The organism is Saccharopolyspora antimicrobica (assembly GCF_003635025.1).
GTDB classification, from domain to species: domain Bacteria; phylum Actinomycetota; class Actinomycetes; order Mycobacteriales; family Pseudonocardiaceae; genus Saccharopolyspora; species Saccharopolyspora antimicrobica.
The window spans coordinates 7,335,024-7,357,299 of record NZ_RBXX01000002.1 but is presented as its reverse complement, the minus strand read 5'-3'; the positions used below and the strand labels follow the sequence as shown (position 1 = coordinate 7,357,299).

Annotated in this window: 23 protein-coding genes and 1 riboswitch; of the genes, 12 read left to right on the top strand and 11 right to left on the bottom strand. The window is 71.9% G+C overall.

The genetic code is table 11. The features are described 5' to 3' along the window. Window positions 1-4 precede the first annotated feature (4 nt). The gene (locus tag ATL45_RS34880; RefSeq protein ID WP_093146979.1) at window positions 5-808 is read right to left on the bottom strand and encodes an alpha/beta fold hydrolase; all 804 of its coding nucleotides are present in this window, start codon (window positions 806-808) and stop codon (window positions 5-7) included. A gap of 498 nt (window positions 809-1,306) precedes the next feature. Here ATL45_RS34880 and ATL45_RS34875 point away from each other — a divergent pair, with 498 nt between their 5' ends. The 5 genes from ATL45_RS34875 to ATL45_RS34855 are packed head-to-tail and all read left to right on the top strand — an operon-like array spanning window position 1,307 to window position 5,258. Next, a complete protein-coding gene (locus ATL45_RS34875) occupies window positions 1,307-2,254 on the top strand; it encodes a siderophore ABC transporter substrate-binding protein (protein ID WP_246025728.1) in 948 nt (315 codons plus the stop codon). Continuing rightward, window positions 2,251-3,273, top strand: coding sequence for an ABC transporter permease (locus tag ATL45_RS34870; protein ID WP_093146978.1), 1,023 nt, complete (start codon window positions 2,251-2,253; stop codon window positions 3,271-3,273). Before ATL45_RS34875 ends, ATL45_RS34870 begins: the two co-directional genes overlap by 4 nt. Next, window positions 3,273-4,262 (top strand): iron chelate uptake ABC transporter family permease subunit, encoded by a 990-nt coding sequence (locus ATL45_RS34865; protein WP_093147773.1) that lies wholly within the window; start codon window positions 3,273-3,275, stop codon window positions 4,260-4,262. The genes ATL45_RS34870 and ATL45_RS34865 overlap by 1 nt, the downstream gene beginning before the upstream one ends. Continuing rightward, complete coding sequence (locus ATL45_RS34860) at window positions 4,259-5,017, top strand: iron ABC transporter ATP-binding protein (RefSeq protein WP_093146977.1); 759 nt, start codon at window positions 4,259-4,261, stop codon at window positions 5,015-5,017. Before ATL45_RS34865 ends, ATL45_RS34860 begins: the two co-directional genes overlap by 4 nt. Before the next feature lie 25 nt (window positions 5,018-5,042). Then, entirely contained in the window at window positions 5,043-5,258 is a 216-nt protein-coding gene (locus ATL45_RS34855; protein ID WP_177241898.1) for an alpha/beta fold hydrolase, read from the top strand. 13 nt (window positions 5,259-5,271) lie between these two features. Here the strand turns inward: ATL45_RS34855 and ATL45_RS34850 are convergent, their stop codons facing one another. The 5 genes from ATL45_RS34850 to ATL45_RS34830 all read right to left on the bottom strand — a co-directional run bounded on the left by ATL45_RS34850 (window position 5,272) and on the right by ATL45_RS34830 (window position 10,191). After that, a complete protein-coding gene (locus tag ATL45_RS34850) occupies window positions 5,272-5,976 on the bottom strand; it encodes an energy-coupling factor transporter transmembrane component T family protein (protein WP_093146976.1) in 705 nt (234 codons plus the stop codon). Then, a complete protein-coding gene (locus tag ATL45_RS34845) occupies window positions 5,973-7,406 on the bottom strand; it encodes an ABC transporter ATP-binding protein (protein WP_170210433.1) in 1,434 nt (477 codons plus the stop codon). Before ATL45_RS34845 ends, ATL45_RS34850 begins: the two co-directional genes overlap by 4 nt. Continuing rightward, complete coding sequence (locus tag ATL45_RS34840; protein WP_211841366.1) at window positions 7,403-8,002, bottom strand: ECF transporter S component; 600 nt, start codon at window positions 8,000-8,002, stop codon at window positions 7,403-7,405. Before ATL45_RS34840 ends, ATL45_RS34845 begins: the two co-directional genes overlap by 4 nt. Beyond that, window positions 7,992-8,104: riboswitch (TPP riboswitch) on the bottom strand. Its footprint overlaps the gene before it by 11 nt. A 208-nt stretch (window positions 8,105-8,312) precedes the next feature. Further along, complete coding sequence (locus ATL45_RS34835) at window positions 8,313-9,083, bottom strand: MBL fold metallo-hydrolase (protein ID WP_093146974.1); 771 nt, start codon at window positions 9,081-9,083, stop codon at window positions 8,313-8,315. A gap of 157 nt (window positions 9,084-9,240) precedes the next feature. After that, window positions 9,241-10,191, bottom strand: a complete 951-nt coding sequence (locus ATL45_RS34830) for a GlxA family transcriptional regulator (protein ID WP_093146973.1) — start codon at window positions 10,189-10,191, stop codon at window positions 9,241-9,243. 207 nt (window positions 10,192-10,398) lie between these two features. Between ATL45_RS34830 and ATL45_RS34825 the strand changes: the two genes are divergently transcribed. Both ATL45_RS34825 and ATL45_RS34820 read left to right on the top strand, forming a co-directional pair. After that, window positions 10,399-10,824, top strand: coding sequence for a DUF6010 family protein (locus ATL45_RS34825; RefSeq protein WP_093146972.1), 426 nt, complete (start codon window positions 10,399-10,401; stop codon window positions 10,822-10,824). A gap of 169 nt (window positions 10,825-10,993) precedes the next feature. Next, window positions 10,994-11,377, top strand: coding sequence for a cupin domain-containing protein (locus tag ATL45_RS34820; RefSeq protein WP_093146971.1), 384 nt, complete (start codon window positions 10,994-10,996; stop codon window positions 11,375-11,377). Between the two features lie 28 nt (window positions 11,378-11,405). Here the strand turns inward: ATL45_RS34820 and ATL45_RS34815 are convergent, their stop codons facing one another. Further along, complete coding sequence (locus tag ATL45_RS34815; protein ID WP_093146970.1) at window positions 11,406-12,098, bottom strand: helix-turn-helix transcriptional regulator; 693 nt, start codon at window positions 12,096-12,098, stop codon at window positions 11,406-11,408. 155 nt (window positions 12,099-12,253) lie between these two features. On the opposite strand from ATL45_RS34815, the gene folE reads away from it, so the two are divergent. Next, window positions 12,254-12,853: a GTP cyclohydrolase I FolE gene (gene folE / locus ATL45_RS34810; RefSeq protein ID WP_093146969.1), complete on the top strand. Its 600-nt coding sequence runs from the start codon at window positions 12,254-12,256 to the stop codon at window positions 12,851-12,853. On the opposite strand, the gene ATL45_RS34805 is transcribed toward folE, so the two are convergent. Both ATL45_RS34805 and ATL45_RS34800 read right to left on the bottom strand, forming a co-directional pair. Then, window positions 12,843-13,247, bottom strand: coding sequence for a DoxX family protein (locus ATL45_RS34805; protein ID WP_177241897.1), 405 nt, complete (start codon window positions 13,245-13,247; stop codon window positions 12,843-12,845). The two genes, folE and ATL45_RS34805, sit on opposite strands and share 11 nt — an antisense overlap. Before the next feature lie 66 nt (window positions 13,248-13,313). Then, window positions 13,314-14,462: an acyl-CoA dehydrogenase family protein gene (locus ATL45_RS34800; RefSeq protein WP_246025727.1), complete on the bottom strand. Its 1,149-nt coding sequence runs from the start codon at window positions 14,460-14,462 to the stop codon at window positions 13,314-13,316. A 182-nt stretch (window positions 14,463-14,644) separates the two neighbouring features. Between ATL45_RS34800 and ATL45_RS34795 the strand changes: the two genes are divergently transcribed. Next, a complete protein-coding gene (locus ATL45_RS34795; RefSeq protein WP_246025726.1) occupies window positions 14,645-15,382 on the top strand; it encodes a class I SAM-dependent DNA methyltransferase in 738 nt (245 codons plus the stop codon). A gap of 7 nt (window positions 15,383-15,389) precedes the next feature. Here ATL45_RS34795 and ATL45_RS34790 read toward each other — a convergent pair whose 3' ends face one another. Then, on the bottom strand, window positions 15,390-18,578 hold the full coding sequence (locus ATL45_RS34790) for an ATP-binding protein (protein ID WP_342775331.1): 3,189 nt from the start codon (window positions 18,576-18,578) through the stop codon (window positions 15,390-15,392). Between the two features lie 139 nt (window positions 18,579-18,717). Here ATL45_RS34790 and ATL45_RS34785 point away from each other — a divergent pair, with 139 nt between their 5' ends. The 3 genes from ATL45_RS34785 to ATL45_RS34775 all read left to right on the top strand — a co-directional run bounded on the left by ATL45_RS34785 (window position 18,718) and on the right by ATL45_RS34775 (window position 21,270). Next, on the top strand, window positions 18,718-19,590 hold the full coding sequence (locus tag ATL45_RS34785) for an alpha/beta fold hydrolase (RefSeq protein WP_211841512.1): 873 nt from the start codon (window positions 18,718-18,720) through the stop codon (window positions 19,588-19,590). Between the two features lie 183 nt (window positions 19,591-19,773). Next, entirely contained in the window at window positions 19,774-20,025 is a 252-nt protein-coding gene (locus tag ATL45_RS34780; protein ID WP_093146966.1) for a PLD nuclease N-terminal domain-containing protein, read from the top strand. A 378-nt stretch (window positions 20,026-20,403) separates the two neighbouring features. Further along, window positions 20,404-21,270, top strand: a complete 867-nt coding sequence (locus ATL45_RS34775; RefSeq protein ID WP_093146965.1) for an SAM-dependent methyltransferase — start codon at window positions 20,404-20,406, stop codon at window positions 21,268-21,270. A 6-nt stretch (window positions 21,271-21,276) separates the two neighbouring features. Here the strand turns inward: ATL45_RS34775 and ATL45_RS34770 are convergent, their stop codons facing one another. Continuing rightward, complete coding sequence (locus tag ATL45_RS34770) at window positions 21,277-22,251, bottom strand: TIGR03557 family F420-dependent LLM class oxidoreductase (RefSeq protein ID WP_170210559.1); 975 nt, start codon at window positions 22,249-22,251, stop codon at window positions 21,277-21,279. Window positions 22,252-22,276: the final 25 nt, after the last annotated feature.

The following is a 22,276-nucleotide window of genomic DNA, read 5'->3' as shown; positions in this document are numbered from 1 at the left end:
CGGATCAGCCCGGCCGCACTGCGTGGTGCTCGGCGAACGGCAGCAGCGAGGCGGCGGTTCGCGGCGGATCTTCCAGGAGCGGGGAGTGCCCGAGACCCGGCAGCAGCTCCACCACCGCACCCGGCACCGCGCGGTATTCGGCGGCGGAGGAGGACCGCCACCGCTGGTCGTCCTCGCCGAAGAGCACCAGCAGCGGCTTGCCGAGCGGTGCCAGCCGATCCGGGAGCGACCGCTGGGCCAGGTAATCGGTGCCGGCCCGCATTGTCGCGGTGAAGGTGTGGAAGGTCATGGCCCGCACGTCCGCGACGAGCTGCTGCGGGATCTCGAAGCCCGCGCGGCTGAACGCGGGCTTCATGAACTGGCGGATCTGCTCATCGGTCAGCTCCGCCCACTGCGCGGGTTCGATGGCGAAACCCGTTGCGCTGAAGGCGTTCAGGCTGGGACCGGTGTTAATCAGCGCGAGCGCGGCCACGAGATCGGGGCGGAGCTCGGCTAGCGCGGTGGCCGCCAGCCCGCCGCTGGAGTGGCCGACGACGACGGCGCCCGCGACACCGAGCCCGTCCAGCGCGGCGCCGACCCGGCGTGCCTGTTCGGAGGTGTCGTAACTGCGGTCGTCCGGCTTGCCGGACCGGCCGTGCCCGAGCAGATCGATGCGGATGACGCGGTGGGAACCGGTCAGCAGCGGGACCAGCGCATCCCACGAGCGGGCGGAGGCGCCGGACCCGTGGATGAGCAGGAGAGCCGGGGCGTCCGGTTCTCCGTCGTCCAGGACGTGGATGTCGCCGTCGTCGAGCTGGATGCGGTTCACGTGCTGCCTCCTGTCGTCGGCCGGTTCCGGGCCGCGTCGTCTCCTTGACGTCCGTCGCCGTCCGGCAGGAGTCGGCAACAGATCACCCCAGTGTTCCAACGGAGCTGAGAGTTGGCGAGATGATGCAGGAACCGGTGTTCGTGTGGGCCCACGATGGGTTTGGCCCGGGTCCCTTCAGCCGCTGATCGCGGTGCCTGCCCTGGCCCGGTTCTCCCGCCGTCTGTCCAGACAGGACTGGGTTGAAGACCCGCATGTTGCCCGGGGCCGCGTTGCAGCCCAGCGCCAGGAGCTCGCCGGTCGTGCGGGTGATCGGGGGCCGACGTGCCGTCACGGTGGAGACCATTGTGGATCCCTCGCGTTCGCCCTGGTGACAGCGCTGCGTGAGCGGCCGGACACGATTTTGTCCGGAATGTGGCGTACCTGACCTTTGGGTGGATGCCAGGTTTTCTTAGCTTAGGCTAAGTTTCGTTCTGGAAGATCGGGTGTGAGGAGATCAGCGTGCTCACCAGCATGTTCCGGCGCGGGTGGCTGGCGGTCATCGCCGTCGCCGCGCTGTTCGTCCTGTCGGGCTGCGGCGGTTCGGCCGGCGGGGGCGGTGCGGGCGCGCGGATCACCGTGGAACACGCCCAGGGCTCCACGCAGGTGCCCGCCGAGCCGCGCAACGTGGTCGTCTTCGACATCGGCGTGCTGGTCACCCTCGACGAGCTGGGCGTGCCGGTGGCAGGCGTGCCGAAGGTGGCCTCGCTGCCCGAATCGCTGGCGAAGTACGGCACCGACGAGTACCCGAAGGTCGGCAGCCTCAAGGAGCCCGACTTCGAGAAGGTCAACGAACTGGCCCCCGACCTGATCGTGGTGGCCGGGCGCTCGGCCTCGCAGTACGCGGAGCTGTCGAAGATCGCCCCGACCATCGACCTCACCGTCGACAACGCGGACTTCCTGGCCAGTGCGAAGCAGCGAACCGAGGTCCTGGGCACCATCTTCGGCAAGCAGGCCGAGGTCGAGCAGCGCTTCGCCGCGCTGGACGACTCGGTGCGGAAGGTGCGCGAGCAGGCCGCCGCGAAGCAGGCCTCCGGCCTCGTCGTGCTCACCACCGGCGGCAAGATCAGCGCCTACGGGCCGGGCTCGCGCTTCGGCATCGTGCACGACTCGCTCGGCGTCGCCCCGGCCCGCGAAGGGCTGTCCACCGAGACGCACGGCGACGCCATCTCGCCGGAGTTCATCGCCGAGGTCGACCCCGACGTCCTGTACGTGGTGGACCGGGACGCCGCCATCGGCGAGGAGGGCAAGGCGGCCGCGCAGGTCCTCGACAACGCCCTGGTGCAGCGGACCAAGGCCGCCCGTGACGGCAAGATCGTCTACCTCGACCCGTTCACCTGGTACATCGCGCCCACCGGTCTGTCCTCCGTGGAGCAGATGGTGCGGGCGGTCGGGGACAGCCTGTCGTGACCGGGCGATCGACCGGGGACCGGTCGGTTGCCGACACCCGGCGACCCCGCGCGGGGACCCGCTGCTGGCAGCTGCTCATCGCGGTGCCGGTGCTGCTGGCCCTCGCGTGCGGGTCGCTGTTCGTCGGGGTCGGCAGCCTGACGCCGCAGGGCCTGCTCGCCGGGCACCCCGACGAACTCCTGCTGCTGCGGGAGTCGCGTCTGCCCAGGCTGATCGCGATCCTGCTGGCCGGGGCCGCGATGAGCGTCGCCGGGCTCATCATGATCCACGTCTCCCGCAACCGCTTCGTCTCGCCGTCCACCGCGGGCACCACCGAATCGGCCTCGCTGGGCGTGCTGGTCGCCACCGTGCTGTTCGGCTCGGCCTCGCTGCTGGCGAAGATGGCGGTGGCGGCGGTGTTCGCGCTGGCCGGGACCTTCCTGTTCCTGGCCCTGCTGCGGCGCATCACCTACCGCGACATGATCGTGGTGCCGCTGCTGGGCATCATGCTCGGCGGCGTCATCAGCTCGGTCACCACGTTCTTCGCCTACCGGGCCGACCTGCTGCAGACGCTGTCGGTGTGGACCAGCGGCGACTTCTCCGGCGTGCTGCGCGGCCGCTACGAACTGCTGTGGCTGGCCGGCGCGATCACCCTGCTCGGTTACCTCTACGCCAACCGGTTCACCGTGGTCGGGCTCGGCGAGAGCTTCGCCATCAACCTCGGCGTCGACTTCGACCGGGTGGTCAACCTCGGGCTGGTGCTGGTCTCGGTGACCACCTCGGTCGTGGTGGTCACCGTCGGCGACATCCCGTTCCTCGGCCTGATCGTGCCGAACCTGGTGACCATGGCGCTCGGCGACGACCTGCGCCGGGTGCTGCCGGTGACGGCGCTGGCCGGCGCGTTCTTCGTGCTGCTGTGCGACGTGCTGGGCCGCACGATCCGCTTCCCGTACGAGATCCCGGTGGAAACGGTCGCCGGGGTGATCGGCAGCGCGGTGTTCATCGCGCTGGTGCTCAAGGCCCGGAAGAAGGTGGCGTGATGCCGGTTCCGGACTCCACCACCGCCCTGCGCGCCGAACGCCGCGGCGAGCGCCGGGTGCTCGGCCTGCTGCTGGCGGTCGCGGTGCTGGCCGTGGTCGGGTTCTGCGTGCTGGGGCTCAAGGGGAACTGGGAGTACGCGCTGGGCGTCCGCGCCCGCAAGATCGCGGCGATGGTCGTGGTCGGCTACGCGATCGCCTTCTCCAGCGTGCTCTTCCAGACCGTCACCAACAACCGGATCCTCACGCCGAGCATCATGGGTTTCGACTCGCTGTTCGTGCTGATCCAGACCCTGATCGTGTTCCTGTTCGGCGCGCTCGTGCTCACCCGGCTCGACGGCAGGCTGATGTTCGCCGTCGAGGTCGGGGCGATGGTGCTGTTCGCCGGGGCGCTGTACCGGTGGCTGTTCGGGCGGCGCAGCCGCGACCTCTACGTGCTGGTGCTGGTCGGCATCATCTTCGGCACCCTGTTCGCCAGCCTGTCCTCGTTCATCTCCCGGCTGATCGACCCGAACGAGTTCGTGGTGCTCCAGGACACCTACTTCGCCAGCTTCAACGCCGTGGACACCGAGCTGCTGGCGCTCAGCGCGCTGCTGATCGTCGCGGTCTCCGGCTACGGCGCGCGGCTGTTCCGGCAGCTCGACGTGGAGGCTCTCGGTCGCGACTACGCGGTCAACCTCGGCGTCGACCACCGAGCCGTGGTCAACCGCGCGCTGATCGTGATCGCGGTGCTGGTAGCCGTCTCGACGGCGCTGGTCGGGCCGATCACCTTCCTCGGCCTGCTGGTGGCCAATCTCGCCCGCCAGCTCACCGGCTCGGTCCGGCACCGCGTGCTGGTGCCCGCGGCGGCGCTGATCTCGGTGATCGCGCTGGTCGGCGGGCAGCTGGTGCTGGAGCAGCTGTTCGGCCTGGACACCACGCTGAGCTTGGTCATCAACTTCGTCGGCGGTGCCTACTTCATCGCCCTGCTCATCCGGGAGTCGCGACGGTGATCGAGATCCGCAACGTCACCAAGTCCTACGGCCGGACGACCGTCGTCGACGACGTGTCGCTGACCATTCCGCGCGGCGGCGTGACGTCGATCATCGGGCCCAACGGCGCGGGCAAGTCGACGCTGCTGGGCATCGTGAGCCGCCTGATGCCCGCCGACCGCGGCACCGTGACGGTCGACGGCCTCGACGTCGCGCGCACGCCGAGCGACCGGCTCGCCCGCACGCTCGCCGTGCTGCGCCAGGAGAACCACCTCACCGCGCGGTTGACCGTGCGCGAGCTGGTGTCCTTCGGCCGGTTCCCGCACTCGCGAGGCAAGCTCACCCGGCAGGACCTGGCCGCGGTCGACGAGGCGATCGACTACTTCGCGCTGGGCGAGCTCGCCGACCGGCAGCTCGACCAGCTCTCCGGCGGCCAGCGCCAGCGCGCTTACGTCGCGATGGTGCTGTGCCAGGACACCGACTACGTGCTGCTGGACGAGCCGCTGAACAACCTGGACATGCGCCACGCGGTGCTGATGATGCGCCGCCTGCGCCGGATGGCCGACGACTTCGGCAAGACGGTGGTCCTGGTGGTGCACGACATCAACTTCGCGTCCTGCCACTCCGACCACGTGGTGGCCATGAAGGACGGCGCGGTGGTGGCGCGGGGCACCGTCGCCGAGACGATGACGCCGCAGGTCCTGCGCGAGATCTTCGACCTGGACATCGACGTGCACGACATCGGCGGCCGCCGCATCGGCGTCTACTTCTCCTGATCTTCACATACCCGTGGGGGGTAGGGTGCAAAGGCCGGGTGGCCGGTGGTCGGCTGCGCAGACCTGGGCGGCGCTGGAGCACCCGGCGCTGATCCTCGCCTGGGACACCGACCCGCTCCACCCGGTCTCCACCGCCGAGCGGCTGCACGAGCTGCTGCCGAACTCGGCCCTGCACGTGTCGAAGACGGCCGAAGACGTCAAGAGCTGGACGAACCGGGTGATCCAGTTCTTCTCCGGGTGAGCACCGCCCGGCGTCATGCCGCCGAGAACAGCCCCACCGCGTACGGGACCGCGGCGAGCAGGACACCGACCAGCAGCACGGCGGTGTCCGTCCCGGTCCAGGGCGCCGGTTCGGCCCAGGTGCGGCGCCGGGCCCGGGCGAACCCGCGCGCGTCCATCGCGATCGAGGCGCTGGTGGCCTCGCGCATGGTGGTGACCAGCAACCCGAAGGTGACCGAGGCGGCGTGGCGACCGCGGGAGACCGGTCCGCGCCCGGGACCGAACCCGCGCGACCGGCGTGCCCGCGAGAGGTGCTGCCAGGTCTGCCCGAGCTGCTCGAACCGCTGCAGCGCCGCGGCGAAGGACACGACGAACCGGTGCGGCAGGCGGAGCCGCTGCCCGAGCTGATCGGCCAGCGCCATCGGCTCGATCAGCGGCGCGACGGCCACGCCGGGCAGCGCCAGCACGGCGATGCGCAGCCCAGCGGTGGCGGCGACGTCGAGGTGCCCGCCGCCGAGCAGCCACGTCGAGTAGGCGACCGAGACGCCGCCCAGCACGACGGTGGCGAACCGCAGCGGATGACCGGAACGCGCGGGCAGCATCAGCGCCATGGCGAGCACGTAGACACCGGTGGTGATCACCGCGGTGAGCAGCGAACGCACGCCCAGCGAGGCGACGAGCGCCAGCAGCCCCACCGCCACCAGCACCAGCGGGTTCACCCTGGCCAGCACGCCGTTCATCGCACCCGCCCCCGCTCGAGCCGCGTCTCGCGGTCGGCGATCTCGATCAGCGCCTGGTCGTGGGTGCAAGCGCCCGCGGTGGCGCCTGCGCGCGCGGCCGCCCGCACCCACCCGGTGATGGCCGCCCACGTGCGGCGGTCCTGCCCGACGGTCGGTTCGTCGAGCATCAGGGCCCCGGGCCGGTGCGCGAGCGCGGCGGCGAGCGCCACCCGGCGCTGCTCACCACCGGAGAGCCGGTAGGGGTTGGCCTCGGCCAGCGAAGCCAGCCCGAGCACCTCCAGGATCTCCTCGACCGCGACGCCGGTGCCCAGCTTGAGCCCGGTGCGGGTGATCTCCTGCCGCACGCTGGTGGTGAGGAAGCCGTGCTCCGGGTTCTGCGGCACCCAGCCGACCGTCCGCGCCAGCTCGGGGGAGGACATCCGGTGCAGCGGGACCGGCGTGCCGCCGATGCTGCCGCGATCGGGCCGGACCAGACCGGCCAGCGCGGCGAGCAGGGTGGACTTGCCCGCCCCCGACGCGCCGGTGAACACCGAGAGCTGCCCGGGCAGCACCTCGGTCGACACCTCGTCGAGCGCCACGACCGGGGCAGTGCCGCGCATCCGGCGGGCCACCAGGTCCACGCCCAGGTCGCGGACGTCCAGCCGAGGCCCGGGGGAGTCCGGCGCGACCAGCGCTGCGGGCACGTCGACGGGCTCGGGCGCGGGCAGGCCGGGCATCCACACCCCGGCCCGGCCGAGCTCCTCGGTGAGCCGCGCCCGGCAGGTGTCCGGGTCGACGTCGTGCACGATCCGGCCACCGGAGTCGAGGACGACGACGCGGTGCACGAGATCCAGCCACGGCCCGATCCGGTGGTCGACGACGACCAGCGAAGCGCCGGTGCTCGCCACGACATCGGCCACGGCGGTGCGCACCCGGTCGGCGTTGCCGGCGTCGAGCATCGAGGTCGGCTCGTCCAGCAGCAGCATCGACGGCCGCAGCGCCAGCACCCCGGCCAGCGCGAGCCGCTGCAGCTCACCGCCGGACAGCGCCGACGTCGGCCGGTCGACCGGGTAGGACAGCCCGACCAGTTCGAGCGCCTCGGCCACCCGCCGCCAGATCTCCTCCCGCGCGATCCCGCTGTTCTCCGGGCCGAAGGCCACGTCGCGGCCGATCCGGTCGGCCACCACCGCGGCCCCGGGGTTCTGCAGCACCAGGCCGATCTGGCCGTCGACCCGGACCGCGCCGCTCATCTCGCCCGGCAGCGCACCGCCGAGCACCCCGGCCAGCGCGTGGATGACCGTCGACTTGCCCGCCCCGCTCGGCCCGGCCAGCAGGATCCGCTCGCCCGGCCGGACGTTCAGGTCCAGCCCGTCGATCGCCGGTGCCCGCCGCCCCAGCGGCTGCCAGCCGAAACCCCGGAGCTCCGCGCGGAGGTCCGTCGAGGTGGTCACACCGCGGTCCGCTCGTGGTGCTCCCGTCCCGCACCGAAGGCGTCCAGCGCGCCGGTCGCGGCCAGCCCGCGGACCAGCGCCCAGCCGCCGAACCCGGCGATGACCACGCCGGAGACCACGAAGAACCCGAGGTGGGCCAGCTGGTAGGGCAGCGCCCAGTCGGTGTAGTAGACCTGCCACTCGTAGAACGACTCGAACGCGGCGGCGACCGCGGCCGCCAGCGCGGCGACCAGGGGACCGAACCGCTTCCACAGGAACACGGCCAGCACCAGCTCCACCCCGAAGCCCTGGATGGTTCCGGAGATCACCGTCGACAGGCCCCAGCTGTTGCCCAGCAGCGCCTCCACCGAGGCGGCGACCACCTCGGTCAGCAGCGCGGCCCCGGGCTTGCGGATGACCAGCCCGCCGATCACGCCACCGAGCAGCCAAGCGCCGCCGAACAGCCCGGAGCTCGGCGGGAACGCGAACGTGGAGAGGGTGCTCAGCACCTGGTAGAGCTGCGCCCAGCCCCAGAACGCCACGCCGATCGCCACGCCCAGCATGGCCACGGTGACGAAATCGATCGTCCGGTACCGGAAAGCGGCATCGCGCGCCACAAGAACTCCCTTCGCCGGTGCTAACCGGAGCAGGTTCGGAGGGTCTGCGGCTCAACCCGCACTCTCAGCGCCCTTCACCACGGCGCTCCCCTGTCAACGGCCACACACCCTACCTCCCGTCCCGCCGGGTCCGACACCGGATGGGGGACCGCGCAGCGCGTGCGGGTGATCGGGGAAGCGGTCCGCAGTGGAGCGAACACGGCGAGTGGTGGTCGGCACGAGGCGCGGTGGCACTGAGGATTCACGGTGCGGAAGACGATTCCAATTGCGTTGCCGGTGAGTTGTTTTCGGGGACTCCCAGGGACGGTGATCAGATCTGGTGGGTGTCGCCGGCCTGGACGACCTTCACCGGGCCGTCGTAGGCTTCGGCGGCTTCGCGGGCCAGGGCTTTCTGGTCGGTCCACGGCGAGTAGTGGGTGAGCAGGAGGCGGCCGACTCCGGCGTCGCTCGCCGCTTTCCCGGCTTGCTTGCCCGACAGGTGCATGCCGGTGGGCTGGTCCGGCGAGTCGAGCCAGGACGCTTCGGACAGCAGCACGTCGGCTCCCGCCGCCAGCTTGCCGATGCCGTCGCAGGTGCCGGTGTCGCCGGTGAAGGCGAACACGCGGCCCTCGGCCTCGATGCGCAGGCCCCACGTCGGGCACAGGTGGTCCACCGGCACCGCCCTGATCTCGAACGCGCCGATGCGGACCGGATCGACCGGTGGTGACCGGAAGTCGAAGATGTCCGAGAGGTCGGTGTGCTCGCGTTGTTCGGAGCTGGGCGCGTAGAGCGCGGCCAGCCGGCTCGGCACTTCCGGGGGTGCGTACACGGGCAGGCGCCGCTGCTTCGGGTCGTACGGCTGGTCCGGGTGGAACCGGCGGTAGACGTCCAGCGGCGCGAAGTCCGCGCAGTGGTCCGGGTGCAGGTGCGTCAGGAACAGCGCGTCGATGTCGTAGGGGTCGGCCCAGCGCTGCAGCGGGCTCAGCGTCGCGTTGCCGAGGTCGATCACCAGCAGGCTGTCACCGGAACGCAGGATGTAGCCGGACGACGGCGAATCCGGTGACGGTGCGCTGCCCGAGCAGCCGAGAACGATGAGTTCCACAGGATCTCTCCACCAGCGAGTCGGTGCGGCGGTGGTGCCGCCGGGTCGGAAGGCACCGGCAGGCGGCGCCGGTCACCCGCCGGAAGCCTCGAACGGTCGAAGCCGGACGCGTGGCCGACCCCTCCATGGTGAATCCACTGTGGACAAGGTGAGTGGATCAGGTTGCGTTGTGCTGGAAGGTGTTTCGGTAGGTGTTCGGAGTGGTGCCGACCACGCGTTTGAAGCGGTCGCGGAACGCGGTGGGGGAGCCGAAGCCGACCTGGGCGCTGATCCTCTCGACCGGGTGGTCGGTGGTCTCCAGCAGGTGCTGGGCGAGGCGGATGCGAGTGCGGTGCAGCCACTGCAGGGGAGTGGTGCCGGTCTGCTCGCGGAAGCGCCGGTTGAGGGTCCGGGTGCTCATGCCCGCGCGGGCCGCGATGTCCTCCAGGGAGAGGTCGTGCGCGGCGTTGTCCTCCAGCCAGTTCAGCAGCGGTTCCAGGGCCGAGCCGCGCGGCGCAGCGGGCAGGTCCTGGACGACGAACTGGGCCTGGCCGCCCTCCCGCTCCAGCGGCATCACCGACAGGCGTGCCGCGTCCGCGGCGACCGCGGAACCGTGGTCGCGGCGGATCACGTGCAGGCACAGGTCCAGCCCCGCCGCCGCACCGGCTGAGGTGAGGAACTGGCCGTTGTCGACGTAGAGCACGTCCGGGTCCACGTCGATCCCGGGATGCCGCGCGGCCAGCAGCGGAGCCGCGCGCCAGTGGGTCGTCGCGCGCAGTCCGTCGAGCAGCCCGGTGGCGGCGAGGATGAACGCCCCTGAGCAGATCGAGGCGATGCGGGTGCCGCGCTCGGCTGCTCGCCGGAGCGCGTCGAGGACGGTGCTCGGGACCTCGGCGGTCGGATCGGCGCAACCGGGCAGCACGATCGTGTCCGCCGTCTCCAGCGCGTCCAGCCCCCACGGCGCGTGCAGGGTGAACAGGCCCGCGCTGACGGTCGGGGCGGCAGCGCAGATCCGCAGCCGGTAGGCGGCGCGACCATCGGGCAGCCGGGTGCGGGTGAACACCTCGAGCGGCGTGGCCAGGTCGAACGGGATGACGTCGTCCAGCGCTAGGACGGCCACGGTGTGCATGGCGCGAATGTAGCCGCACCCGTGGTTCCCGCCGACGAGGTGCGGTGCGCGGAGCGCTGGTCAGGGCGTTGGCGAGATTCCGTTGGAAGCTGGCAATCCAGCCACTTCCGGCTTGAGGCCGCGCTGCATAGCGTCGGATTCCGGCCAGGAGGGCGACCTGCCCGGCAGGCGCCCCGTTCCCGACACCCGGAAGTGGCAGGACCGAGCATGTCCATCATCACCCCGATGCTGATCGGTGTTCTCTACGCGTTGCTGAACTCGTTCATCCGCGACCCGCACCGGCGCCGGTTCAACGCTTTGATGGTCGCCGGTGCCGGTGCGGCCTACATCAGCGGCGGCGGCTTCGGCATCTGGGAGCTCGCCTTCTGCGTCGTCGTCGCCTACTGCGCCTACCGGGGACTGGAGTCCTGGACGTTCATCGGCATCGGCTGGCTGCTGCACACGGCTTGGGACGTGGCGCACCACCTGTACGGCAACCCGATCATCCCGTTCCTCGAGTACGCGTCCTTCGGCTGCGCGCTCTGCGACCCGGTGATCGCGGTGTGGTGCTTCGCAGGCGGCCCCTCGCTCGTGGCGCCACTCCGCGCCCGGTTCGCCCGCCGTTCGAAGCCGGTCGCAAGCGAACGGTCGTGAGTGCGCAGCGGTCTGCGCTACCGGGAACCCGGCGTCAGGCGAGTCATTCGAGGTCTGTGCTCGACGCGGAGCGGAATTTCGTTGCCAGTCGCGGGAATCGCTGCTTTACCTCCACCTAACTCGAGGTCGTACGGTTCCGCGAGGAACAGTGCTGAGGGAGGAAACGCCGATGCGGACACAGGTCGTGAAGATCGAGGACGCGCGACGCCGCGCGGACTGGGACCCGGTGGGTGACGGCCGGTTCGCCGGCAGCGATCTCATCGACGCCACCGCGCAACCGGACGCGAGGATGACAGTCGGGTTCGGCAGCATCGCGGCCGGGGAGTCGCTTCGAGCCTCGTTCCCGTACGACGAGGTGATGGTCGTGATCAAGGGCGTTGTCACGATCCAGGACGAGAACGGCGAGATCTTCACCGCCACGACCGGAAATGTCGTCTACATGCCGGCCGGAAGCACGAACACCTGCACGTTCGACGACGACGTCGAGATCGCCTACATCGCCAACCCGCCTGCGGTGTACGCAGAGCACGCGACGCAGCAGCTCGGGCGGTGAGTCCAGGCGGAATCCGGGACTTCGGGGCTCACCTGCTCCGCAGTGCGACGCAGCACTCGCCGGGGTGCGGTTCGAGCACTGCTTCGGCGCTGCGGGCCTGGAGCCCGGCGAGGAAGCCCTGCAGGAAGGCGTGGTTCAGGCCGCACACCAGTTCCGGGGACCGGGCGGTCAGCGGGTGGAACGGGCAGTTGCGCAGCCGCACGCAACCGGGTGCCTCCCGGTCCGGTTCGAAGCCGTAGCCGGCGAGCACCTCCGCGGCCCGGGTCAGCGCGCGTTCCGCGCCGAGCCTGCCGGGGCGGGTGCGCTCGCGTTCGGCGGTGCCGAGTCGGTGCCCGTGCTCGCGAGCCACGCGCAGCGTCGCTTGGGAGGCTTTCTCCTGGTCGCCCTCGTCGAGCACCGCGTCGAGCAGGATGCCCGCGAGCAGGTCGTGCTGGCGGGGCGGGATGCTGATCCGGATGTCGTTGCGCGCCGGCTCGTAGACCTTCGGGGTGCGGCCGACCTTGCGGATCCCGCCGAGCGGTTCGTACCGCGCGCACAGCAGTCCCGCGGCCACCAGCTTGTCGAGGTGGAAAGCGGCGAGCTTGCGGGAGATGCCGACCGCCGAGGCGGCCTCGTCGCGGCCCACCGGCCGCCGGGCGCGGCGGATGTAGTCGTACATCCCGCGTCGCAGCTCGTCTTCCAGCGCGGCCACCGCGGTCACCGCCGAACCGGCCTCATCCATGGCCCAACCCTAGCGCTCTCCGGCACATCCCAATGGGTGGAATACGGTCTGTGATCCCGCTGCCGGGAGCGTTGACCGGACTGCACGAATAAGACTAACGTCGATTGGTGAAATCGGGGCCGCGCCCGGCCGCGTCGACGCGAAGGAAGACGTTGATGACATCCGCACCTGCCCTGCGCGTCGCGCACGAGCCCGCCGGCGAGATCGACCTCGGCGCCGCCGAGCGGGCTGCGGGAGATCTCCTGCGGGCGCTGGGCATCTCGACCGACTCCGAGAGCCTGCGCGGCACACCGGGCCGGATGGCCCGCGCCTACGCCGAGCTTTTCACCCCGCGCCCGTTCGACCTGACGACGTTCCCGAACGACGAGGGCTACGACGAACTGGTGCTGGCGCGGGCGATCCCGGTCCGGTCGGTGTGCGAGCACCACCTGCTGCCGTTCGTCGGCACCGCGCACGTCGGCTACCTGCCGGGGGAGCGGATCCTCGGGCTGTCGAAGCTGGCGCGCGTCGTCGAGCACTTCTCCTGCCGCCCGCAGGTGCAGGAACGGCTGACCAAGCAGGTCGCCGACTGGCTGTGCGAGCACCTGCGGCCCCAGGGCGTCGGCGTGGTCATCGAAGCCGAGCACACCTGCATGACGCTGCGCGGCGTGCAGGCCACCGGATCCAGCACGGTGACCTCGACGCTGCTGGGCACACTGCGCTCCGACGCCCGCTCCCGGCAGGAGTTCTTCGCCCTCACCGGCGTCAACGCCTGACCGGGCGGCGCAGCAGGGCGTCGAGCGAGAACGGCCCCGCGCCGAGCGCGGCGATGAGGAGGAAGAACCAGCTGTACAGCGCGGCGAGTTCGCCGTAGTTCTGCATGGGCAGCAGCCCGCGCGGCTGGTGCACGGTGAAGTAGGCGAACGCCATCGCCCCGGAACAGATCAGCGCCGCCGGCCTGGTGCCCAGCCCGACCATCACCAGCCCACCGCAGACGAACTGGATCAGACCAGCCCACCACCCCGGCCACCGGCCGACGGGAGTGGGTGCACCGGCGCCGAGCACGCCGAACAACGTCGCCGCACCGTGCAGCACGAAGAGCAACGACACGACGATCCGCGCTGCGGAGAGCACGGCTCCGCCCAGCCGGTCCCACGAATCCCGAACCACGCCGACCGCCTCCCTCGCGCGCTTGCCGTCCTCCACCCGGCTAACCGCGTGCGGCCACCGCCAACCTCAGATCAGGTCGGTGATGTTGGTGCTCGTGCCGAGCAGCGCGCGGCCGAACGCCTCGGCGCAGATCGCCGGGTTGGCCATCGCGTGCCTGGCCGCGGTGTGGATGTCGCGCACGTAGCCCTGCAGCGGGTGCGAATCGGCCAGCGCCGACGAGCCGGAGGCGGTGACGAGCTCGTCCACGGTCGACAAGCACAGCTGCACCGCGTGCCCGGCGTGCTGCCGGATCCGGGCCCGGGTCGCGTAGTCGGGGTGGGTGCCCGCCGCGGCGTGGCCGTCGACGGTGGCCGCGGCGCGGTCGCCGATCATCTCCACCAGGTCGATGTTCGTCGCGGCGCGGGCGACGGCGATCTGGAACGCGGCCGAGTCGCTGCGCCGCTCGTAGCGGGTGCCGGGGATGCCCTTGTCCTCGGCGTGGTCGACTACGTGCTCCAGCACCGCCGTGGCGATCCCCAGGTACGGCGCGATCATGCAGGTGGTCAGCGTCGGGACCAGCGCGGAGCGGTAGCGGGGCACGTCGGTGCCGCGCACGCCGGCGACGGCGGGCCCGAGCGCGAGCACCCGGTGGTCCGGGACGAAGATCTCCTCACCGATGAGCAGGTGGCTCCCGGTGGCCCGCATGCCGAGGGTGAACCAGGTGGTCGAGACGGTCAGCTCGTCCGTCGGCACCAGCGCGAACCCGGGCCCGCCCGCGTCGCGCGAGAACGCCAGCAGCGCCCACGTGGCGTGCAGGCAGCCGGACGCCGGTGCCCAGTTCCCGCTCAGGATCCAGCCGCCGTCGGCGCGGCGTCCCGTCCCGTGCGGTGTCAGCACCGAGCACACGTGCGCGTCGGGCCCGTCCGCGTAGATCTCGTCCTGGGCCGCGGGCTCGAACAGGCCGCTGAGCCAGTTCGCCGAGCTGAAGATCATCATCACCCAGCCCGCCGACGGATCCGCCCTGGCCACCTCGCGGGTGGCCGCCAGGATCGTCGGCAGATCGCACTCCCCGCCGCCGAACCGGCTCGGCACCGCGGCCCGCAGCAGCCCGGCCCCGGTGAGCGCGTCGACGGTCTCGTCGGTGAGCTTGCGCTGCTCGTCGCCCGCCTGCCGGTGCCGTTGCAGAACCGGGCGCAGCGCGGTCGAGCGCCGCACGAGATCCGGGTTCGAGATCAAGTTCGGTTCCTCCTGCTCGTGTCGGGCCGGGCTCGGCGCGCCAGTGCCTCGGCTGTGATCGAGACTACGACCGGAGATCGGTTCGGGTGGCCGGTCACCGCGGTACTGCCCGAATGGCGGTGTCCGGCCCGCGCCGGAAAAACGAGGTGCGGAACGGGAATCGCGCTCGCTACGGTCATGCCGTGGATGCGGACGGTCACTTCGGGGCGGATGTCGCGGCGGACTACGACGAGATGTGGGCCGAGCTGTTCCGGCCGGACGCGGTGGAACCGGCGGTCGAGCTGCTGGCCGAGCTCGCCGGTGGCGGACGCGCGCTGGAGTTCGGCGTCGGCACGGGGCGCATCGCGGTGCCGCTGGCGCAGCGCGGTGTCGAGGTGCACGGCGTCGACCTGTCGCGGGCGATGGTCGATCAGCTGCGCGCCAAGCCCGGTGGCGCGGCGATCGGCGTGACCACCGGCGACATCGCCACCGCGCGGGTGGACGGGACCTTCGCGGTGGTCTTCGCGGCCTTCAACACGCTCGCCAACCTGATGACGCAGGCCGAGCAGGTGGCGTGCTTCCGCAACGCGGCGCGGCACCTGGAACCCGGCGGCTGCTTCGTCACGGAGGTGGAGGTCCCGGAGCTGCGGAAGCTGCCGCCCGGGCAGCGGGTGGTGCCCTTCCGGACCAGCGCGACCGGTTGGGCCTACGACGTCTACGACGTGGCCGAGCAGACGTTGACCTCGAACTACGTCGAAGTCGTCGACGGCCGCGGCGAGCTCCGCTCGTTCCCCACCCGGTACGCGTGGCCTGCCGAGCTCGACCTGATGGCCGAACTCGCCGGACTGCGGCGCCGGGAGCGCTGGGAGGACTGGACGCGTCGGCCGTTCGGGAACGAGAGCCGCTACCACGTGACGATCTGGGAGAAATCGCGCGGCTGAGCTGGCGTCAGCGCCGGGCTTTCCGGGCGATCTCGGCCGCGCGCCGGTGGTTTCGCTGCGCGGCGTGCGACCTGCCGAGCCCGGTGGCGAGCTTTTCGAGGTGGTGCGCGACAGGGCCCGCGGTGAGCAGGCCGCTGCCCGCTCCGGCGAGCTCGGCCGCAGCGGGTTCCAGTGCTGCGTAGGTCTGCTCCATCATCGCCTGGTCACCCAGCCGCACGGCGGTCGTCGCGGTGAGGCACAGCCGTGCTTCGCGCAGCAGATCGGGCGGTGACTCCGGGATCGCGCGCGCCGCCGCGACCGCCGCGTCGCGGTCGCCCGCGTCGAGCAGTCCGAGCGGGCGCACCCAGGGCAGGAACGGGCCCCAGTCCGCCGCCAGGTCCACTGCGGACGGTCGGTCCTCCTGGATCCGCAGGCACAGCAGGGCGAGCGGGAGCGTGCCGCGCTCGACGCCCCACATCCCGGTGCCGCCGAGACGCGCGGCCGCGGCCCGGTACCCGGCTTCGGCCTCCGCGACGCGACCGGCGGCCGCGTCGCGGACCGCCGCGTACCAGCGGGTGAACACCGCCACAAGCGGGAGCTCGTGGCGTTCGGCCAGTTCGTCGGCGGCCGCGGCGTGCCGGTCGGCCACGCCGAACTCGGCCAGCGCCGAGTGCGCCTGCAGCAGGATCAGGTGGCCGAGCACTTCGAAGGTCACGAGTCCGCGGTCCGCGGCCAGCTCGACGAGCTCGCGGCCGGTTTGAGCGCGTTCGGGCGCGAGCCCGGCGCGGTCGAAGGTGTGCATGAACCGGCCGTTGAGGGCGAACGCGAGCAGCTCCGGGTCGTGCAGCCGGCGAGCGAGGGCGACGGCTTCGGCAGCGGCCTCGCGCCCGCGGTCCGAGCCGGTGCCGCGCAGCTCCATCGCCAGCGTGCCCAGCAGCCGCGCCCGCTCCGCCACCAGGTGTTCCGGCACGGCCGCGAGGGTCCGTTCGGTCACCGCCACCACCTGCTCGGACATCGCCGGGTCGTCGTTGGTCGTCCAGATGCCCGGCACGTCGAACGCTCCGATCACCCGCGCGGTCGACTCGGCATCGCCCAGCGCTTCGGCCGCGGTGATCGCCTCGGCGCGGTGCACCCGTGCCGCCGCCAGGTCGCCGGTGATCGCCAGCGCCCGCACCAGGCCCATGACCAGGTCAAGCCTGCTCCGGGGATCGGTCGCGCCGGATCGGTCGTGCGCGGCGATCGCCGCCTCCCACAGCCGGGCCGCTTCGTGCGGTGCGAAGCGGCGTTCGGCCCGTTGCGCGGCCAGCGCCGCGTAGTGCGCTGCCCTGCCCGCCGTCGCAGTGGTGCCGGCCAGGAGGAAGTGGTGCGCGATCGCCTCGACGTCGTCGGGGCGGATGCGTTCGAGGGCTTCCGCGGCCTTGGCGTGCCAGTGGCTCCGCCGCGGACCGGACACCTCGGCGTGGACGGTGTCCCGGACCAGGGCGTGGGCGAACCGCAGCCGCGAACCGGATTCGACGAGGAATCCCAGGAGCACGGCCGCGTCGACGGCGTCCAGTACTGCTTCCTCGGTGCCGGTCAGCAGGTCGATGTCGACGTCGTCGCCGATGACGGCCGCCTGCCGCAGGACGGTGCGGGCGGGGCCGGGCAGTGCGTTGAGCCGCTGCCGCACGACATCGCGCACCCCGGCCGGAACCGCGTGCAGCGTCGCGTCCCCATCGGTGTCGAACAGCCGGGCCAGCTCCCGGGCGAAGAACGGATTGCCGCCACTGCGCGCGTGGATGATCTGCGCCACCTCCTCGGGAACCTCGCGCTGCGCGGCGGCGCGGGCGAGCTCGCCCACCTCCGCGCGGTCGAGCCCGCCGAGGTAGATCCGGGCCGGTTCGGAACCGGCGCTGCGGCCCAGCACCTCGGCGAGGCCCGGCGAGAGCTCGGTGCTGCGGTAGGTCCCCACCAGCAGCACCGGCCGGTGCACGGGCTCGCCGATCAGCGCGGTGAGCTGCGCCAGCGTCTCCTCGTCGGCCCGGTGCAGGTCGTCGAGAACCAGCAGCACCGGGCGCTCGGCGGCCACCGCACTGATGTGGGAGACGACGCGGCGCCGCGCGTGGAACCGAGCCGCCACGGCATCGTCCGCCCCGGCGAAGACGTCCGGGACCGGGATGTTCGTGACCGCCGCGAGGCCGTCGAGCAACTGGATCCAAGGCCACGTGGCCGGTGCGCCCTCGTGCTCGGGATTGCGGCCCCAGGCGGTGATCCACCCGGCGGCGGCCAGCTCCCGCACGAGGGCCTCGACGAGCGCCGTCTTCCCGGCACCCGGCTCGCCCGCGACCAGCGCCAGCCGGAATTCGCGCCGGTCGGCGGCCTCCGCCGCGGCAGCGGTGAGCTGGCCGAGCTCCCGGTCGCGGCCGACCAACCGCCGCTCGGCGACCACCGGTTCGAGCGCCGGAGCGGCGGAGGGCGTGGCGCTGAGCCGTGGCGCCTGGGCGAGGATGTCGGCTTCCAGCCTGCGCAGGTCCGGGCCCGGATCCACACCGAGCTCGGCGACCAGCGCGGCCTTGGCGGTGCGCAGCGCTTCGAGCGCATCGCGCTGGCGTCCGGCCTGGTAGAGGGCGACGGCCAGCAGCTGCCAGGCGTGCTCGCGCCACGGATGCTCGGACACGTGCGCTCGCATGTCGGCGGCGACGGCGGGAGCGCGGCCCATTGCGAGCCCCGCCTCGGCCCGCCGCTCCACCGCGAGCAACCGCAGTTCGCCGAGTCGGGTCACCTCCGCGCGAGCCCAGTGCTCCTCGGCGAACTCGGAGTAGGCAGGCCCTCGCCAACTATCCAGAGCCGCCTGGAGGTGGGCAAGGGCGTCCTCCGCCCGGCCGTGCGCCAGCAAGTCGCCGGACTCCGCCACCGCCGCCTCGAACTGCCAGGCGTCCACGAACTCGGCCCGCAGGGCGTAGCCGGGGGACTCGGTGACCAGCAGCCGGGCGGGCGTGCGGGGCGCGCGGCCGGGTTCCAGCGCCCGCCGCAGCGTCGCGACGAACGACTGGACGGCACCCACCGCGCCGTCGGGCGGAACCTCCCACAGGTCGTCGACGAGCATCCCGACCGGCACCACCCGGCCCCGGGCGATCAGCAGCCGGGCCAGCACCGCGCGGTGCCGGGGACCGCGCAGGTCGATCGCACCGCGGTCGTCCTCGGCGACGACCGGGCCGAGCACACCGAACTTCACCACCGCGCAGGCTCACCTCCACGGCAACCCTAGACAAGGCCCGCTGGTCAGCGCGTGCTGATCCGCTGCTGATTCGGCTCGCGCAGGCTGCTACCAGCGACCGCCGGGCAGCGGCGGTCCCGACGAAGGGCTCAGCGTGGCACTGCGGATCGACGGTTTCGACTACCAGCGGGTTCCCGTGGCGGAGGAGGTGGCGCTCAACGTCGCGGTCGGCGGCTCCGGCAGCCCGGTCGTGCTGCTGCACGGGTTCCCGCAGACGCACCTGATGTGGCGGCACGTGGCGGCCGACCTGGCCGCCGACCACACCGTGCTCGTCCCCGACCTGCGCGGGTACGGCGACAGCGACAAGCCCGCCGACACCGGCGGGGAGACCTACGCCAAGCGCACCATGGCCGCCGACGTGGTGGCCCTCGCCCGCGCCTTCGGCCACGAGCGCTTCGCGCTCGCCGGGCACGACAGGGGCGCGCTGGTGGCGATCCGGGCCGGGCTCGACCACCCGGAGCGGATCAGCCACCTCGCCATTCTCGACGTGCTGCCCACATTGGACATGTGGGACGTGCTGCGCGGCACCTCCGGCGCGGTCGGCTTCCACCTCTACCTGATGGCCCAGCCGCCGGGCCTGCCCGAGCAGCTGATCGAGGGCAGCGCGGACGCGTTCTTCGGGCACTTCCTGGATGCCTGGGGTACGAGCCCGGAAGCGATCCCCGCCGATGTCCGGGAGGCCTACCTCGCGGCCTCCCGCGCGGCGATCCCGTCGATCGTCGCCGACTACCGCGCCTCGGCGTTCATCGACGTGGAACACGACACGCAGGACCGGGAGGCGGGCAACCGGCTGCGGATGCCGGTGACCGTGCTGCAGCAGGACTGGGGCGCGGCGCTGGGCTACGACGCCGCGGCGCTCTGGCACGGCTGGGCGAGCGACCTGCACCACCGCACCGTGTCGTGCGGGCACTTCATGGCCGAGGAATCGCCCGCCGAGATCGTCGGCGCGCTGCGCGAGCTGATGACGCGGTAGCCCGGCGGGTACGACCGGGGTACGACCCCGGCTACTACTCGCGGACCACCGGGGAACCGGTGCTCGGGATGATGTTCGCGCAGTCGCCGCGGACGTACGTTCTTGCCCGAAGGTGATCGCGGGCAGCGGAGAACCGCGACGGCCACGACGCGCGCCACCGGCGCGGACAGGAGAGCAGGCGGAATGCACGCACTGGTCCAGCAGACCTCCCTCGCCACCGACGACGGGGTGTTCCAGATCGGGATGCTCGTGCTGATCGCGCTGCCGGTGCTGCTCTACGTGGGCCTGATCATCGCGGCGCTGATCAGCGTCCTCGGGTCGCCCCAGACGTTCGGGATGAAGGTGGTGTGGATCATCTTCGTCTTCGTGGCGCCGTTCCTGGGCAGCATCCTGTGGTTCGTCATCGGCCGGGGGAACGCGCGGCGGATGGCGTGAGGCACCGGCCGGCGGTCGTGGTGATGATCACCGCGACCGCCGGCCGCGGCGTTCACCCGCCCGGCGGAAAATGATCTTGCCCTCGTTCCTCGGTGCGGTACGGTGGCGGTATCGAGCCCGAAGCGGTGTCGATGGTGTGCCGGGAAGCCTGGTCGGCGTGGTGGACGAACCTGTTCAGGAGAGGAACTCCTCATGCCGACGTACCCGCGGGCGCACGACATCGGAACCGGCACTGCTGGTCTGGCCACGGTTCTGCGGTAGCGGCGCGGCGTTCACCGGACGCCGAAATCGCCGCACGCTCCAGACTCCGCGCTGCCGGCCACCGGCCGTGCGCTCGATCGCTGCGGCGAGCCTTGACGGAGGAAAGGACTCGCAAGCATGGGGAACGCGGCTGCACGCACGGCCGTGGGGCCGATGGCGCTCGTCGCGATCGACCAGCACGAGGAGATCCCGCTGGTCCGCGACAAGCTCGCCTACCGGCTGCTGCCGCTGGGCGCGAAGACCGTCGCGGGGCTGTGCGCGGCGCCCCCGGTGCGCTGGGCGATCGCCAGGGCCGTGGAGAAGCGGGCCCCGGGCCTCTGGTCGAGCCTGCTGTGCCGGAAGCGCTACATCGACGACCAGCTGCGCACCGCGGCCGAGGACGGGATCGACGCCGTGGTGCTGCTCGGAGCGGGCCTGGACACCCGCGCGTACCGGCTGCCGGAGCTGGCCGCGATGCCCTGCTACGAAGTGGATCTGCCCGCCGGCACCGCCCGCAAGCGGGCGCTCGTGCAGAAGGTCTACGGCAGGATCCCGGATCGCGTCGGCCTGGTGCCCGTCGACTTCGAGCGCCAGGACCTCGGCGAAGCGCTCGCCGCGCACGGCTGCACCGCCGAGCGGCAGCCGTTCTTCGTCTGGGAGGGCGTGACGCAGTACCTGACCGAGGACGCGATCCGCCGCACGTTCGCCTTCCTCGCCGATGCGCGGATCGGCAGCAGGCTGGTGTTCACCTACGTGCGCGCGGACTTCCTCGACGGCACCGACCTCCGCGATTCCGCAGCGCTGCACCGGGAGTACGTGGTCAAGCGCCGGTTGTGGAAGTCCGGCTGGGCTCCCGAGGAGGTGGCCGGGTTCCTGGCCGGACACGGCTGGCGGCTGGTCGAGCAGGTCGGACGGCCGGAGTTCGCCGCCCGCTACCTCAAACCGATCGGGCGGCGGCCGGTCGCGTCCGAAGTGGAGCTCACCGTGCTCGCGGAGAAGGTCTGAGCGAGTTCAGGAAGCGGCTTCGCGCAGTGCGGGAAGCAGTTCCCGCTCGGCGAAGTCAAAGAAACCCCGCCGGTCGGCGTCCACGTCGATCTGGACCACCGCGAGATCGGTGAACCCGGCCTTCCAGAACGCCGCCGCCGACTCCACGATCGGCTCGACATCGGGACCGCACGGGATCGAGGCCGCGACGTCCTCGCTCCGGACGAACTGGGTCGCCGCGGCGAAGGAGGCCGGGCCGGGCAGCTCGGAGTTGACCTTCCAGCCGCCCGCGAACCAGCGGAACTGCTGCCGGGCCCGCTGAACGGCGGCGTCCCGGTCGGTCGACCAGGCGATCGGCAGCTGCCCGATCTTGCGCTGAGCTCCGCCTGCGGCAGCGCGGTCCCACTGCTCGCAGAGCGAGCTGCTGGGCTCGACCGCGATCATCGCGTCGGACAGCTCCGCGAACCGCTGGACCGACTGCGCCCCGGACACGGCGGTGGCCACCGGCACGCGCCGCGACGGCAGGTCCCACAGCTTCGCCGAATCGACCCGGTAGTGCTTCCCGGCGTAGTTGACGTGACCGCCGTCGAAGAGCGCGCCGATGATGTGCAGAGCCTCGGTCAGCATCTCGTGCCGCACGTTGACCGGCGGCCAGCCGCGGCCCACGACGTGCTCGTTGAGGTTCTCCCCGGAACCCACGCCCAGCACGAACCGGTCACCGGAGAGCAAACCGACCGTGGCGGCCTTCTGCGCCACGACCGCCGGGTGGTAGCGGATGATCGGTGCGGTGACGTAGGTCATCAGCTCGACCCGCTCGGTGGCCTGGGTGACCGCCCCGAGCACGCTCCACGCGTAGGGAGCGTGCCCCTGCTCCTCCAGCCAGGGGAAGTAGTGGTCGCTCATCACTTCGAAGTCGAACCCGGCCCGCTCGGCCTCGGCGGCCTGCAGCACCAGTTCCCGCGGGCCGGATTGCTCGGTCATCAGCGTGCATCCGAATCGCACCATGCCACCAGGCTGGCATTCCGCG

Coding starts and splice junctions, on each gene's coding strand:
- ATL45_RS34865 (WP_093147773.1), top strand. CDS start 3,273: ATGCCGGTTCCGGACTCCACCACCGCCCTGCGCGCCGAACGCCGCGGC.
- ATL45_RS34850 (WP_093146976.1), bottom strand. CDS start 5,976: ATGAACGGCGTGCTGGCCAGGGTGAACCCGCTGGTGCTGGTGGCGGTG.
- ATL45_RS34830 (WP_093146973.1), bottom strand. CDS start 10,191: ATGCACACCGTGGCCGTCCTAGCGCTGGACGACGTCATCCCGTTCGAC.
- ATL45_RS34825 (WP_093146972.1), top strand. CDS start 10,399: ATGTCCATCATCACCCCGATGCTGATCGGTGTTCTCTACGCGTTGCTG.
- ATL45_RS34820 (WP_093146971.1), top strand. CDS start 10,994: ATGCGGACACAGGTCGTGAAGATCGAGGACGCGCGACGCCGCGCGGAC.
- ATL45_RS34815 (WP_093146970.1), bottom strand. CDS start 12,098: ATGGATGAGGCCGGTTCGGCGGTGACCGCGGTGGCCGCGCTGGAAGAC.
- folE (WP_093146969.1), top strand. CDS start 12,254: ATGACATCCGCACCTGCCCTGCGCGTCGCGCACGAGCCCGCCGGCGAG.
- ATL45_RS34780 (WP_093146966.1), top strand. CDS start 19,774: ATGCACGCACTGGTCCAGCAGACCTCCCTCGCCACCGACGACGGGGTG.
- ATL45_RS34775 (WP_093146965.1), top strand. CDS start 20,404: ATGGGGAACGCGGCTGCACGCACGGCCGTGGGGCCGATGGCGCTCGTC.